11 protein-coding genes are annotated in these 14729 nt (G+C 61.1%); 6 read left to right on the top strand and 5 right to left on the bottom strand.

Features of this window, described 5'->3' with window-relative positions:
- Window positions 1-11: 11 nt before the first annotated feature.
- From TU73_RS15485 to TU73_RS15470, 4 genes are read left to right on the top strand one after another with little or no spacing between them, the layout of a single operon-like run.
- A complete protein-coding gene (locus TU73_RS15485; RefSeq protein WP_057012957.1) occupies window positions 12-605 on the top strand; it encodes a paraquat-inducible protein A in 594 nt (197 codons plus the stop codon).
- Window positions 602-1246: a paraquat-inducible protein A gene (locus tag TU73_RS15480; RefSeq protein ID WP_057012956.1), complete on the top strand. Its 645-nt coding sequence runs from the start codon at window positions 602-604 to the stop codon at window positions 1244-1246. The genes TU73_RS15485 and TU73_RS15480 overlap by 4 nt, the downstream gene beginning before the upstream one ends.
- Complete coding sequence (locus TU73_RS15475; protein ID WP_057012955.1) at window positions 1227-2876, top strand: PqiB family protein; 1650 nt, start codon at window positions 1227-1229, stop codon at window positions 2874-2876. Before TU73_RS15480 ends, TU73_RS15475 begins: the two co-directional genes overlap by 20 nt.
- A gap of 14 nt (window positions 2877-2890) precedes the next feature.
- Window positions 2891-3448: a PqiC family protein gene (locus TU73_RS15470; protein ID WP_057013075.1), complete on the top strand. Its 558-nt coding sequence runs from the start codon at window positions 2891-2893 to the stop codon at window positions 3446-3448.
- Between the two features lie 12 nt (window positions 3449-3460).
- On the opposite strand, the gene TU73_RS15465 is transcribed toward TU73_RS15470, so the two are convergent.
- The 5 genes from TU73_RS15465 to TU73_RS15445 all read right to left on the bottom strand — a co-directional run bounded on the left by TU73_RS15465 (window position 3461) and on the right by TU73_RS15445 (window position 12625).
- On the bottom strand, window positions 3461-6190 hold the full coding sequence (locus TU73_RS15465; RefSeq protein ID WP_057012954.1) for a winged helix-turn-helix domain-containing protein: 2730 nt from the start codon (window positions 6188-6190) through the stop codon (window positions 3461-3463).
- A 251-nt stretch (window positions 6191-6441) separates the two neighbouring features.
- Window positions 6442-7806, bottom strand: a complete 1365-nt coding sequence (locus TU73_RS15460) for a DUF1329 domain-containing protein (protein ID WP_057012953.1) — start codon at window positions 7804-7806, stop codon at window positions 6442-6444.
- 44 nt (window positions 7807-7850) lie between these two features.
- Window positions 7851-9710 carry a DUF1302 domain-containing protein gene (locus TU73_RS15455; protein WP_043050530.1) on the bottom strand — a complete coding sequence of 620 codons (1860 nt, stop codon included), beginning with the start codon at window positions 9708-9710 and terminating at the stop codon, window positions 7851-7853.
- Between the two features lie 334 nt (window positions 9711-10044).
- Entirely contained in the window at window positions 10045-11727 is a 1683-nt protein-coding gene (locus tag TU73_RS15450; RefSeq protein WP_057012952.1) for a fatty acid--CoA ligase, read from the bottom strand.
- 265 nt (window positions 11728-11992) lie between these two features.
- Window positions 11993-12625, bottom strand: coding sequence for a LysE family translocator (locus tag TU73_RS15445; protein ID WP_057012951.1), 633 nt, complete (start codon window positions 12623-12625; stop codon window positions 11993-11995).
- Between the two features lie 84 nt (window positions 12626-12709).
- Between TU73_RS15445 and TU73_RS15440 the strand changes: the two genes are divergently transcribed.
- Together TU73_RS15440 and TU73_RS15435 are read left to right on the top strand one after the other, a co-directional pair.
- Complete coding sequence (locus TU73_RS15440) at window positions 12710-13675, top strand: 2-hydroxyacid dehydrogenase (RefSeq protein ID WP_057013074.1); 966 nt, start codon at window positions 12710-12712, stop codon at window positions 13673-13675.
- A gap of 30 nt (window positions 13676-13705) precedes the next feature.
- Window positions 13706-14704, top strand: coding sequence for a methyltransferase (locus TU73_RS15435; protein WP_057012950.1), 999 nt, complete (start codon window positions 13706-13708; stop codon window positions 14702-14704).
- Window positions 14705-14729: the final 25 nt, after the last annotated feature.

The raw sequence follows: 14729 nt of genomic DNA, 5'->3' as shown, positions 1-14729 counted from the left end.
GAGCAAGACGTATGGCGAATCAACAGCAGATCATCTGCGAACACTGCGACTGCGTGTACGAAAAAGTCACGCTCGCCAAACATCAAACCGCCCTGTGCGTACGCTGCGCGGGCGTATTGCAGCGCTATAACGGCCTGACGGTGCAACAACGCCTGGCCCTGACGGTAACCGCAGCAGTGCTGTGGACCTTCGCCAACTTTTACCCGGTGATGAGCATCAGCCTGCAGGGCTTGAAAAACAGCGCGACGCTGTGGGATTCGGTGGTGGCGTTGAGCCTGGGGCCGATCACGTTTATTGCGTTGGTGGCGGCGATTTCCATCATCATCGCACCGGTGTTTCAACTGCTGTTGCTGATCTGGGTATTGAGCTTCGCCCTGGCCGGTCGACGCTCGCCGGCATTCAAGCTGTGCATGCGCTGGCTGGAAGCCCTCAGGCCCTGGAGCATGCTGGAAGTCTGCCTGCTGGGTGCGATGGTCGCGGTGTTCAAACTGGCCGGTATGCTGGATGTAATCCCCGGCACCGGCCTGTTTGCCCTGGCCGCCCTCAGCCTGTTGCTGATCCGCATTGCCGGGCGCGATGTACGCGACCTGTGGGACACCGTATGAATTCACCACCCACTGCCCGCGAACTCAACCTGTGCCTGTGCCACACCTGTGGCCGGGCCTGCGACATGCTTCAGGAGCCCACCGAGTGCGACCGCTGCGGCGCGCCCTTGCACCGGCGCAAGGTTCAGTCCCTGACCCGAACCTGGGCCTACATGCTCACCGCCCTCGCCTTTTATGTACCGGCCAATTTACTGCCGGTGATGAACACCACCATGCTCGGCTCGGGGGCAGACAGCACCATCATGAGCGGCGTGCTGGAGTTCTGGCAGCATGGCGCCTGGGATATTGCCCTGATCATTTTCATCGCCAGCATCGCCGTGCCGGGCATCAAGTTCGTGTCATTGGCACTGTTGCTGGTCACCGTGCAGCGCAACAGCCTGTGGGCGCGCAAGGAGCGCTCCAAGCTGTTCCGGTTTATCGAGCTGATCGGCTATTGGTCGATGCTCGATGTGATCGTGGTCGCACTGGTGGCCGCGCTGGTGAAGTTCCAGGCCCTGGGCACGATCGAACCGCGCGTGGGCATTCTGTTTTTTGGCTTGGTGGTGGTGTTTACCATGCTCGCGGCCATGAGTTTCGACCCACGGCTTATCTGGGAAAACCCACACTATGAGGAGCGTTCGGATGACGCCACACGACGTTGACACCCCAGCAGGCAAGCCTGCGATCAAGACGCGTCGCTTCAGCGTTTCACTGGTGTGGATCGTACCGATTGTCGCCGTGCTGGTGGGTATTTCGCTGGTGATTCACAATGTCATGCAACAAGGGCCGACCATCACCCTCAACTTCAAGACCGGCAGCGGCCTGGTCGCCAACAAGACCGAGGTCAAATACCGCAACGTGGTGATTGGCCAAGTCACAGGCGTCGCATTGAGCGATGATCAGAAAAGCGTCAACGCCACCGTCGAGTTGTCCAAGCAGGCGGAAAGTTTCACCCGCGAAGATTCCAAGTACTGGGTGGTGCGCCCACGTATCGGCGCAGGCGGCGTATCCGGCATCGACACCCTGCTCTCCGGTGACTATATCGGCGCCGATATCGGCCAGTCCGAGACTCGCGCCAAACAGTTCACAGGCCTGGAAAATCCGCCGCCCATCACCTACGGCGAGCCCGGCAAGCGCTTTACCCTGCATACCCAGGGTCTGGGGTCGCTGGATATCGGCTCCCCGGTCTATTACCGCAAAATCCCGGTGGGCCAGGTGGTGGCTTATGAGTTGGACAGCGAAGGCAAGGGCGTGAATATCGAAATTTTTGTGCATGCGCCCAATGATATGTATGTCACCGAGAACACCCGGTTCTGGAACGCCAGCGGTATCGATTTGAGCGTCGGCGCCAATGGCTTTGCGTTGAAGACCGAATCCGTGTCGTCCATGTTGATGGGCGGAATCTCCTTCCAGGCCCCACCCTACAACCCCAACGACAAGCCAGCCGAGGAAAACCGCGGTTTTGAATTGTTCGAAGACCAGCAAAGCGCCCTCGCCCCGCCCAACGGCAAGGGGCAATACATGGTCCTGCGCTTTGACCAGGCCCTGCGCGGGTTGAAAGTCGGCGCCCCGGTGGAGTTCCTTGGCGTCGAGTTCGGTAAAGTGGTGTCGATCAACCTGGATTTCGATGCGAAGAAACGCAGCTTCCCGGTCAATGTCGGCATTGTGATCTACCCGCAACTGCTCGGCGAAGCCCACACCAAGCTGCTCAAGGCCATGAACAATAACCCTGACGATGAGGCGGCTGGCGTGCGCCTGATCGGCAGCTTCATCGAAAACGGCCTGCGCGCCCAGGCTCGCAGCGGTAACTTGCTGACCGGCCAGCTGTACATTGCCCTGGACTTCTACCCCAAAGCCGAGAAAGTCGCCTTTGACCCCAACCAGCGTCCGATTGGCATTCCCACGATCCCCGGCAACCTGGAACAGTTGCAGGAGAAGCTCGAAGGCATCGTCAACAAGCTCAGCCAACTGCCTGTCGAGCGCATCGCCGGCAACCTCGACGCCAGCCTGGTCGAACTGCGCAAGGGGCTGGCGCAATTCAACGCCAAGACGCTGCCGGGTGTTCAGACGACACTGGCCGACGTGAGCAAGACCCTCCAATCAGCCAGCTCTACCCTGGCCGAAGACTCGCCGCAGCGTGAACAATTGACCCAGACCCTGGATGAACTGGCGCGCATGTCGCGCTCCTTGCGCGAACTCTCGGATTACCTTGGCCGGCATCCGGAGTCGCTGATTCGCGGTCGTCCCGATAACGCCGCGCCGACCGACCTGCAAGGACCACCGCGCAAATGACCATTGGAGCCGCCATGACGCTGCCGTTGAAGATCACGCTGCTGACCTCGTTGCTGCTGCTCGCAGCGTGTCGCAGTGAACCCATTGCCTTCCACACCCTGACCCCGGCGCACTGGAGCAACAGCTCACGAGCGGATGCCGGCGGCGTGCGCATTGACAGCATCAGTGTGCCGCCCCAGGTTGATCGCGCGCAGATAGTGGTGCGCCAGGGCGACAGTGGGTTGGCGATTCTTGAAACCCAGTGGTGGGCTGCCAGCCTCGCCGACGAGCTGAGGAGCGCGTTGGTGGATCAATTGGCCAACAGCAATCCGCGCCAGGCTGTGGCGTTGCGCGTGGACGTGCAGCGCTTTGACTCGGTACCCGGGCAGTACGCGTTGCTCGACGTGCGCTGGCGCCTGCGGCAGGTCAGCGGTGACCGCCCGGCCCTGACGTGTCGCAGCACCTTGCAGTCACCCGCAGGGCCGAGCATCGACGAGCTGGTGGTGGCACACCAGAACAACCTCAAGCGTTTCGCGGCGTTGATCAATCAGACGCTCGACACGTCACTCAAAGGCTGTCCGGCCGCCCAATGAACGGCTATGCACTCAGGCCAGCAAGCCCATGGACTTGGCTCGCGCCACCGCCTGGGTTCGACGCTCCACGCCGAGCTTGCTGTTGATATGGCTGGCGTGGGTCTTCACGGTGTGCAGGGAGATAAACAGCTGGTTGCTGATTTCCTGGTTTGAACAGCCTTGGGCAATCAGTTGCAACACCGCCAGTTCCCGCGTGCTCAAGGTTTCTTGATGGGGCGAGGTTTCGACCACTCGGGCTTGAGGCAGCAGCGCCAGCAAGCTCTGGTTCAGCAGGCCCTGGGCCTCCTTGCCCAACTGCTCGCGCATCCAGTCCGGGTAACCCTCCAGCAACCGCTGAAACGGCTGCAGCGCGCCGCCCGCGCCAGCTTCAAGTGCGCGAGCCAATACCGTCCTGGCCTTGGCCTCCTGGCCACACTCCAGCAGGAGTTGCGCCTGCTGGGTCAGGGCCATCAGGGCAATCATCTGGCGCCCACTGTCATGGGCCTGTTGCGCCAGTCGTTCGAGGCGTTGCAGCGCAATGTCGGGCTCATGGCGCGTGGCATCCAGGGCAGCTTGTTGCAGCTCGATATGCTGCGGCAGGTGCGGATGAAACTCCGGGGCGGCCGCGGCGTGCTCACCGTTGTAGGTCTGCCCGAGCCGGGTCAGCCAGGCATCGGCCAAGTCAGTGCGCCCCTGGGCCAGCCACAACTCGCATTTGATCAGGGTGATCATCGCCAGGTAGTAGATCGGTGGCACGTCCCAGATATGCATCAAGCGCTCGGCCTCGGCCAACTCGGCAAAGGCAGTGGCAAAATCACCGCGCCGGCCTTCGAAGTTGGCGATCACGCAATGCCCGATCAGCACGCTGATGTCCCGGCAGGCGCGGGCTTCGGCCAGGCCGGCGCGCAAACGCACAAGGCCGGCTTCGGGCTGGTAACGCGCCAGCAGCAGGTAGCCTTCGTAGAGCGACAACCGCGCGCGCACGGCGTACAGCCGTTGGGGCGCCAGGCCGTGCAGGCGCTCCAGGCCCTGGCGTACTTCGTCCAGGGAGCGCAGGATCTCGCCCCGCGCCTGCAGCACCCGGGCCCGGTCGTAATGGGCCAAGGCTTCAAACAGCGGGTTACCGACGCGCTGCGCCAGTTCCAGGGATTCGCGGTTCAGGCCCCGGGCGCGCCACAGGTCGGCATCGACTATGGCCAGGTTGGACAGGGTCGACAGGCACATCAGCCGTTGACCGTAGCGCTTTTGCGGCAGGCTTTCCAACGCCTCGTGGCAATAGCGCTGGGTCAACTCCCGGTCCCCGCGCCCACGGGCAATGATCCCGCTCAGCGCCAGCCATTGGGCAAGCATGGATTTCTGCGCGGTGGCCGATGGCGCCGGCAGGAAGCGGCTGAGGTAGCTGGACAGCTCCTGCGCCGCGTCCAATTGGCACGCCAGCCCCAATGCCCAGCTATACAGCACGATCAAGCGCGGTGTGCTGATCAACAGGCTGTCGGGCAAGTCCATCTTCCAGCGCAGCAGCATGCCGACATTCTGCTCCGCCAACAGCTGCTCTTCGGACAGGTTCTGCACCAGGTTCGCCGCCACATCCAGGTGACCGGCCCGCAGCGCCTGCTCCACCGCTTCGTCGATCAAACCTTGGGCGTTGAACCAACGGCAGGCGCGCAAGTGCAAGCTGGCCGGCGGCAAGGTCGCGCTCTTCTCGCGGCGGGTACGCAGCAGGTCGGAAAACAAATGGTGATAACGGTACCAATGGCCTTGCTCATCCAGAGGTACCAGAAATACCTGGTGAGCCTGTAGGTAACGCAGGATTTCTGCGCTGTCATGGGCTTCGCGCACTGCGTCGCACAACTCGCTGCAAAAGCGCTCCTGGGAGGCCGTGTCGTACAGGAACCCTTGCACCTCCACGGGCAGACAATCGATGACTTCTTCGAGCAAATAATCGCGAATCAGCCCTTCGCCACCGTGCAGGCTCTGGGGCAAGGCGCCGTCACTGCCAGCTTCGGAGGCCGCCAACAGCCAGAAGCGCAGGCCGGCGACCCAACCCTCGCTACGGCGGATCAGGTTTTCCAACGCCTCGCCACGCAACGCACTGCTGTGCCCATTCAGCACAGCCAGGGATTCGTCATGGGTGAGGCGCAGGTCTTGCTCATGCAGTTCCAGCAGATGCCGCGACAGGCGCAGGCGCGCCAAGTGCCAATCGGGGCGCTGCCGACTGGTCACCAGAACCAACAGCCCATCGGGCAAATGATTGAGGAAAAACTGCAGGCAGCGATCCAGCACCGGGCCCTGGGCCAGGTGGTAGTCGTCCAGCACCAGCAACAAAGGCGAGCGCGTAGACAGGTGCACCGCCAGCTCGTCGAGCAGGCCATCGAGCCATTCTTCAAAGGCAAAGGGTTGATGGCGCTGGCGCATTTTCAGCAAGCCCAGGGATTGGGCACCCAGTTGTGGGAAATATTGCTGCAAGCCATCCAGCAGCCGCTCCAGGAAGCGGCCGGGATCGTTGTCTCGGGGGCTGAGGCCCAGCCACAAACTTTGCCAATGGGCTGGCAAGCCCTGGCAGAACTCCACCGCCAACGAACTCTTGCCGAACCCCGCAGGTGCGCAGACCAGCAACAGTCGCCCGTCCAGGCCGGCATTCAGGCGTTCGCACAGGCGCGGGCGCAGCACGTAGCCGTCAGGTAGCGGGGGCCTGTAGAAACGGCCTTCCAGGGTCGGAATCACCACGCTGGCAGGCCCTTGAATTCGGGACAGATCAGTCATCGCCGGGCTCTTGTAGAAGGCTGTTGTCGGCATTGCAGATGTCCGCAGACTAGCGGTAAAAGCGGCGGGATTGTAGATCTTTGCAACAATTGGCTGAAAAAGAACTGCGACAAAAAATATCCCAGATGGCACCACAAACAAAAAGTGGGAGGGGGGCTTGCTCCCGATATAGGTGGATCAGCCAATGTATCTATCGACTGTCGCGCCGCTATCGGGGGCAAGCCCCCTCCCACAGGGTGTACTAGTGTTGGTTAGCGAACGCCGTCCTGGCGCAGGGCCGCCGGGGTGAAGTCGCTGGTGGTGGCGGTGAAGCCGAAGTCATAGGCCTGCTTCTCTTCGTTCTTCATGCCCAGGGCCAGGTAACGGCCGGACTGCAGGTCGTAGAGGGTTTCCAGGGCGTACCACGGCACTTGCTTGTCGTAGTAGTTCTCGGCATGGGCTTCGGCGACGCGCCACAGTTGGCCGCGGCCGTCGTAGTGGTCGATCACCGCCGCTTGCCAGGTGTCTTCGTCGATGAAGAAGTCACGCTTGGCGTAGATGTGGCGTTGGCCTTCCTTCAAGGTGGCGACCACGTGCCAGACACGACGCAGCTCATAGCGGGTCAGGTCCTGATTGATGTGACCGGCCTTGATGATGTCGGCGTACTTGAGCTTGGGATCGTCGATCTTGTAGCTGTTGGAGGCGATGTAGATTTCTTTCTTGCCTTCCAGCTTCCAGTCGTAGCGATCCGGCGCACCGTTGTACATGTCGAGGTTGTCGGACGTACGCAGGCCATCGGCGGCAGTGCCCGGCCCGTCGTAGGACACTTGTGGCGCCCGACGCACACGGCGCTGGCCAGCGTTATACACCCACGCCGAACGCGGCTCCTTCACCTGGTCCAGGGTTTCGTGCACCAGCAGTACACCACCGGCCAGACGGGCCGGCGCGGTGACTTGCTGCTTGAAGTAGAACAGCACGTTGCCCGGGTTTTTCGGGTCGAAGTCCTTCATTTTGTCGCGGAACACGAACTGGTCGCGGAAGTACACCAGGCTGTAGGACCCGTTGGTTTGCGGAGTAGCCTGAGTGACCAGTCGGGTCACGCTGCCGCCGCGATAACGGGTGATGTGGTTCCAAATGACTTCGACGCCACTTTTTGGAATCGGGAAGGGCACGGCGGTCTCGAAGTTTTCCAGGCCGTTGCCGCCGGACACCAGGTTGGTGGTGGTGGCGTTCTTCTTGATCGAGGCAAACACATCAGCCGGCACGGTGGCACCGCGATGGGTCGGGTAGACCGGCATCTTGAAGCTGTCCGGGTAACGCTTGAACATCGCGTACTGCCCGGGGGCCAGCTTGTCCTTGTACTGCTCGACGTTCTGCGCGGTGATGGTGAACTGCGGTTGTTCATTGGCGTATGGGTTGGCCAGGAACCCCTTGGCATCCACGGCGCCGGCATTGGTGGGCATTGGTGACCATTTAGGAATGGTGCCAGCGGCGTTGCCCGCCATCTCGGCGCCCATCGGGGTCAGGGTCGTGCCGAGCTTGGCGGCTTCATCCGCCGAGACTGCCGCCATGACGTTGCTCGCCAGGATCGACAGCCCAAGCACACCCACGTGCAACAGACTTTTAGTTATTTTCATACTCTGGTCTTCCTGAAAATACATGCCACTTGAAAAGAGTGTGCTTAGAAGTTGGCGCCGAAACTCAAAGCGACGAAGTCGCGGTCATCCACAGTGCTGAACTTGCCACCAAAGAAGTTGGTGTAGGCCAGGCTCGCGGTGTAGGTGTTCTGGTATTCGGCATCCAGGCCCAGGCTGACTGCCTTGCGACCCTCTTCAAAGTTGCCGCCGGGACCTGGCGAGTAACCCTTGACGTCATGGGACCAGGCCACGTTGGGCTTGAGGTTGACGCCGGCGAACACGTCCGGGTATTCCCAGATGGCACGGGCGCGGTAGCCCCAGGACGTTGCGGTGGTGTAGCCGTCGTTGTTGCAGTTGGTGTTCAGACCGGCAGCGTTGGGCAGGCCGGCGCCGTTGGCGGTGGAGTTGTTAAGCGCGGCGCAGAAGCCACCCGGCAAGGTACCCGGACCGAACACTGGATCGCGGCCATAACGCGCCTGGGATTTGCTTTCCAGGCCCCCCACATGGGTCACGCCGATTTCACCAACCGTGGTCAGGCGGCTGGCGCCCATGACCTGGTCGAAGAAGTGCGTGAAGGTGGTCTGGAACTGGGTCACTTCCTTGCGGTTATAGCCATGCAGATCCTGGCCGGGCGAACCCTTGAGCACCGAAGCATTGCCAAAGCCCGGAATCGGCGTGACACCAGCGAACAGAATGTCGGTGGTGCTCAACTGCACCGGCGCATTGGGGCGGTAGCTCAACTCACCGCTCCAGGCGGTGCCGGTAGGCAACGTGGTGGAGAAGCTCAAGCCATAGAGGCGGATATCTTCAGGATACTCGACGAAGTAGTTTGAACTGCCGGCCACGATCAGCGGACGCAATGCCCCCAACGGGCCCAAAGGACGGGTATAGGCCGCCGATGGCGCACCCTGTGCACTGAAGATCGGCGCACGGCTGTGGTAGTTCATGAAGTAGGCGCCGAACTCGGTGTCCAGCGGCTCGAAGTTGTAGTGCATGGCCACGCCGAACTGGCCGCTGTCCCGTGCGTCACGGTCCGGCCCACGGCGCACCAGCACGCCCTCGCTGTTGACGTCTACACCCAGGGCACCCAAGGTCGGCAAGGCTGCGGCCGGGATGGTCGAGCGCTTGTTCAGCACCCGCAGGTTATTGCTGCAACCGTCGGAGATCACGTCCGGCTGCGAGAAAAAAGTGCCGCAGTTATCGGTGACGGTCTGGTCCCACTCCAGTTGATAAAACGCCTCGGCCGACAGGTTGTCGGTAAGCGTCTGGGACACATAGAACATGTTGACCGGAATCAAGCCTTCCTTGATCTCGGCGCCCGGACGACGGAACGCCGACACGTCGATCGGGTTGATGGAGTTGATGCCGCCGCCGATGAAGGTACTTTCACCCCAGCTCACCACTTGCTTGCCAAAACGCACGGAACCCGGCGCATCGGCAATCGAGTAGTTGTGGTAGACGAACGCATCGAGAATCTGCCCGCCCGAAGACTTGGCGCCTTCCTTGCGGTTGTTGTCGCTGATGTCCTTGAACTGACGGCTTTCGTCCTTGAGTTCAAAGTCGTACCAGTACTTGCCGCGCACAAATACACCGGTGTCGCCGTACTTCAATTCCAGGTCATGGATGCCCTTGAAGATCTTCGAGAACGTCTCGCCGCGCTTGAAGTTCAAGTGGCCGTCATCGGAAGTCTGGGACAAGCCCTTGCCACCGTTGTTGGCACCGATCAGGTCGCGGTTGGGCTTGGCCGTGGACCAGCTTGCCCCGACGGAAAGCGACGAATCAAAACTCCCTTCGATTTCACCAATGTTGAAACTGACGCCGAATGCGGGCCCGGCGAGCGTAGAAGCGAGACTGACGGCCAGGGGCAGTCTTGCCCGGCGCCAGAACTGGTTTACTGAGGTCATCGACGCTACTCCATGTGCATTTTATTGTTATGGCAGTGAGTTCTGCGGCTGGATGCATGTAACGGCCGGAATACAACGATTCCAATGCCGCACGACAACCGGGCCCCCATGGCCCGAAGCACAACATCCTTGAAAAACTCTGAAAGGGACTATAGCCAGCGGTAGGTATCGCTTGATCCCTCTAAAGTGTGATTTGCATCACCAAGCCGTCTGCCACAACCCTTTCGCCACGCCGACGAAGGCCGGCGCGAGAAGGATGGCTGAAATTCGGTAAATCACAAGTAGAGCCGCAAGATAGAGCGTTGCCGCGCCCGAACGGGCGCGACGAGGGGCATTAGAGTGTAGACAGGAAAGTACTGTTGTTGGCCTGCCATTCGATGATGTCGATGCGGATACGTTTTTTGTCGAGCTTTCCTACGCTGGTCTTGGGAATTTCAGTAACAACGGCGATCTGGCTCGGGATCGCCCACTTGCTCAAATGCCCCAGTTCAACGAAAGGCTTGAGGTGCTCCTTGAGCTCTCGTGCACCGATCACATGGCCCTCATGCACCACCAGCAAGGCGAATGGGCGTTCGCCCCATTGCGGGTCGGCAATGCCCACCACTGCGACTTCGCGAACTGCCGGGTGGCGGCTGACCAGGTCCTCGAGAGCCAGGGACGAGATCCATTCGCCACCGGTCTTGATCACATCCTTGATGCGGTCGCGGATATCGATCACGCCGAAAGCATCCAGCGTGGCGACGTCGCCGGTGTGCATCCAGCCGCCGGCCCATAGCTCTGCACCCTTTTGCGGCTCCTTGTAATAGCCCTCGGTGAGCCAGGGCGCACGCAGTACCAGCTCGCCCTGGGTTTCACCATCGGCGGGCAGGAAGTTGCCGTTCGTATCCATGATCGCCGCCTCTACCAACGGCCCGGGCACACCGGCCTTGATGCGATAGGTGGTGCGCTCGTCTTCGCTGCCGGCCATCAGTTCGGCATTGAGGTGGGCGCAGGACACCAGCGGCCCGGTCTCGGACATGCCGTACGCGGCGGTCAGTTGAATGCCTCGGGCCTTGGCCGCATCGTACAACGAGCGGTTAAGCGCACTACCGCCGATAACGATTTTCCAACCGCCAAAATCCACACCCTGGGCGGCCTTGGCGTTGAGCACCATTTGCAGGATGGTCGGCACGCAGTGGGAAAACGTGACCTTCTCCTTGCGCCACAGCTCCACCAAATATTCCGGATCGTAGCGACCGGGGTAGACCTGCTTCAAGCCGAGCATGGTCGCCACATAGGGCAGGCCCCACGCGTGTACGTGGAACATCGGCGTGATCGGCATATACACGTCGTTGGTGCCCAACAGGCGCACGCTGTCGACACTGCCCATGATCGTCGCCACACCGATGGTGTGCAGCACCAGTTGGCGATGGGTGAAGTACACACCCTTTGGGTTACCGGTGGTGCCGGTGGTGTAGAAGGTGGTGGCGACGGAGTTTTCGTCGAAATCCTCGAAGTCGTACTGGGGGCTGGCAGCGGCCAGCAAGGTTTCGTACTCACCCACCAGATTGGGTAACTCGCAGGTTTTGGTGTCACCATCGGTAATCAACAAGGTCTTGTCGACCGTGGTCAGTTGCCCGGCGATGGCCTGGTAGAGCCCCGCAAACTCACTGTTGACCAGTACGAAGCGGTCTTCGGCGTGGTTCATGGTGTAGAGAATCTGTTCCGGCGACAGGCGCACGTTGATGGTGTGGATCACCGCGCCGATCATCGGGATGGCGAACATGCATTCCAGGTAACGATGGCTGTCCCAATCCATCACGGCAACGGTGTCACCGGCCTTGACGCCCGCCTCGGTCAACACATTGGCCAGGCGCGCAACGCGTTCGATCAGCGTCGGGTAGGTGTAGCGCAGCTTGTCGCGGTAGATGATTTCGCGGGTCTTCTCGTAGCGCGTCCCGGACATCAGCAGGCGTTTGATCAACAGCGGGTATTGGTACGCACCTTCGGCGGGCGGGATAACTCGGGTCTGCAACATACGAATCCCTTTAATGACTGCACGGTCTTGGCTTGAAGACTTGCACTGTAGAGGGCTTATGTTTCAGCCAAATCAGCCAAAGGAATGATTTGCAGACCTGAGCAAATGCTAGCTTTGCGCCAGCACTTAGATATAGCGAAGATCCAATGTGGGAGGGGGCTTGCCCCCGATTGCAGTGTGTCAGTCTCAGTATTCTTGACTGGCCCACCGCTATCGGGGGCAAGCCCCCTCCCACATTTGACCGTGCCCGCTTAAGTTGTAAGCGTTACTTCATGCTGGTAAACGCCAACTTCACCCCAATCGCAATCAGCACCGCGCCCATGGTCCGATCAAACCAATGACCCATCTTTGCAAACCCGGCACGTACACGCTGCTGGCTGAACAGCATCGCAACCAGGCAAAACCACAACGCCGTCGCCACCGCCAGGTACACGCCATAACCGGCCTGTACCGCCAGGGGCGTGTGGGGGTTGATCACCACGGTGAACAGCGAGAGGAAGAACAGCGTCGCCTTGGGGTTCAGGCCGTTGGTCACAAAGCCTGCGGTAAACGCGCCGCGTGGTGTGCGCTCGCCCGCCTCTCTGTGCAACTCGCCTTCGGCGGCGGGCTTGGCCGGCTGGGCGCGCAAAGCCTTGAAGCCGATATACAGCAGGTACGCCGCCGCCGCCCATTTCAATGCGTTGAACAACACGATGGACTGGGACACGATCAAGCCGATGCCCAGCAACGAATAACCTACATGCACGAAAATCGCCGTGCCGACGCCCAGGGCCGTCCAGGTTCCGGCGCGGCGCCCGTGGGTCACGCTTTCACGGACCACCACGGCGAAATCCGGGCCGGGGCTGGCCACCGCCAGCAAGTGAATCAAGGCTACGGTCAAAAACTCGGCGACGTACATGCTCACTCCATTAAGTAACTGATTATTTCATCTGATAGGCTCGGCAGATTACGCCTTCGAACCTCGTCGCAAAAGGTACAGTTGATCATGAACAATCGCCGCGCCGTCTTCCTCGATCACCCCTCCCTGGACCTGGGAGATCTTGACCTCAGCGATTTGCGAGCCTGCTTTAGCGACCTGCAGTTGTTTGAGCAGACCACGCCGCAGAATGTGGTGGAGCGCTTGCAGGGCGCCCAAGTCGCCATCAGCAACAAAATTCCGCTCACAGCGCAAACCCTGGCCACTTGCCCCGAACTGAAGCTGATCCTGGTATCAGCAACCGGCACCAACAACGTCGACCTCGAGGCCGCACGCGCCCATGGCATCACCGTGAGCAACTGCCAGGGTTATGGCACGCCATCTGTGGCGCAGCACACGATCATGCTGTTGCTCAACCTGGCGACGCGCTTGAAGGACTATCAACAGGATGTGGCCACCGGCAAATGGCAGCAGGCCAAACAGTTCTGCCTGCTGGACCATCCGATTGTCGAACTGGAAGGTAAAACCCTCGGCCTGCTCGGCCATGGCGAGTTAGGCAGTGCCGTGGCGCGCCTGGCCGAAGCCTTCGGTATGCGCGTGCTGCTCGGCGCAATACCCGGGCGCCCTGCCCGCGCTGATCGCGTGCCGCTGGATGAGCTGCTCGCCCAGGTCGATGCACTGACCCTGCACTGCCCACTCAACGAACACACCCGTGACTTTATCGGCGCCCGTGAATTGGCCCTGCTCAAGCCCGGTGCGTTCGTCGTCAACACCGCACGCGGTGGCTTGATCAATGAACAGGCCCTGGCCGATGCGCTGCGCAGCGGGCACCTGGGCGGCGCGGCAACCGACGTGTTGAGTGTCGAGCCGCCGGTCAATGGCAATCCGCTGCTGGCGGGAGACATTCCACGCTTGATCGTCACGCCTCACAACGCCTGGGGCAGTCGTGAAGCGCGGCAACGTATCGTCGGCCAACTGACGGAAAACGCCCGGGGCTTTTTCAGCGGCGCCCCGCTGCGCGTCGTCACTTGATAAACTGCGCCCCTTTTCAAGGAGCAGACCATGGATCCGCGCAGTGAAGTACTGCTTCGCCAGGCCGAACTTTTTCAAGGCAACCTGCTGCTGGTAGGTTTGCCCGCCGACGATTTACTCGGGCGCCTGCCCAACGCTCACGGCTGGTGCTGGCATGCCGGCGACCAGGCGGCACTGGAGGCGCGCTTCCCCGAACGCAGCCAGTTCGGCGTGAATGTGCCCGAGCGCGACTTTGATGCGGCGGTGATCTTCCTGCCCAAGTCCAAGGACCTCACCGACTACCTGCTCAACGCCGTGGCCGCACGCCTGCCAGGTGCCGAGCTGTTTCTGGTGGGGGAGAAAAAAGGCGGTATAGAAAGTGCCGCCAAACAGCTGATGCCCTTCGGCAAGCCGCGCAAGCTGGATAACGCGCGGCACTGCCAGTTGTGGCAGGTCACCGTGGCCAATGCTCCGCAAGCCGTGGAGCTGGAGAGCTTGGCGCAGGTCTTCGATGTGCCGCTGGCCGAAGGCCCGCTGAAAGTGGTGAGTTTGCCGGGCGTGTTCAGTCATGGGCGCCTGGACCGTGGCACCGCGCTGTTGCTGGAGCATCTGGATAAACTGCCCAGCGGGCATTTGCTCGATTTCGGATGCGGCGCCGGTGTGTTGGGGGCTGCGGTCAAGCGTCGCTACCCGCATAACACGGTGACGATGCTGGATGTGGACGCCTTCGCCGCCGCCAGCAGCCGCCTGACCCTGGCCGCCAACGGGCTCGAAGCCGAGGTGTTGACCGGTGACGGCATCGATGCGGCGCCCATGGGGTTGAACGCGATCTTGAGCAACCCGCCGTTCCATGTCGGCGTGCACACGGATTACTTCGCCACGGAAAACCTGCTGCGAAAAGCGGCCAAACATCTGGCAAAAGGCGGTGAACTTCGTTTGGTTGCCAACAGTTTCCTCAAGTACCAGCCGTTGATCGAAGAGCATCTGGGCATCTGCGCGATCAAGGCCGAGGGCAATGGTTTTCGCATCTACCGTGCCAAGCGTCCGTGACGGGCGTTTGAAAAAGAAGGCTTGC

It is taken from the genome of Pseudomonas libanensis (assembly GCF_001439685.1).
GTDB lineage: Bacteria > Pseudomonadota > Gammaproteobacteria > Pseudomonadales > Pseudomonadaceae > Aquipseudomonas > Aquipseudomonas libanensis.
The sequence above is the reverse complement of the archived record's forward strand: the minus strand, read 5'-3'. Positions and strand labels throughout refer to the sequence as shown.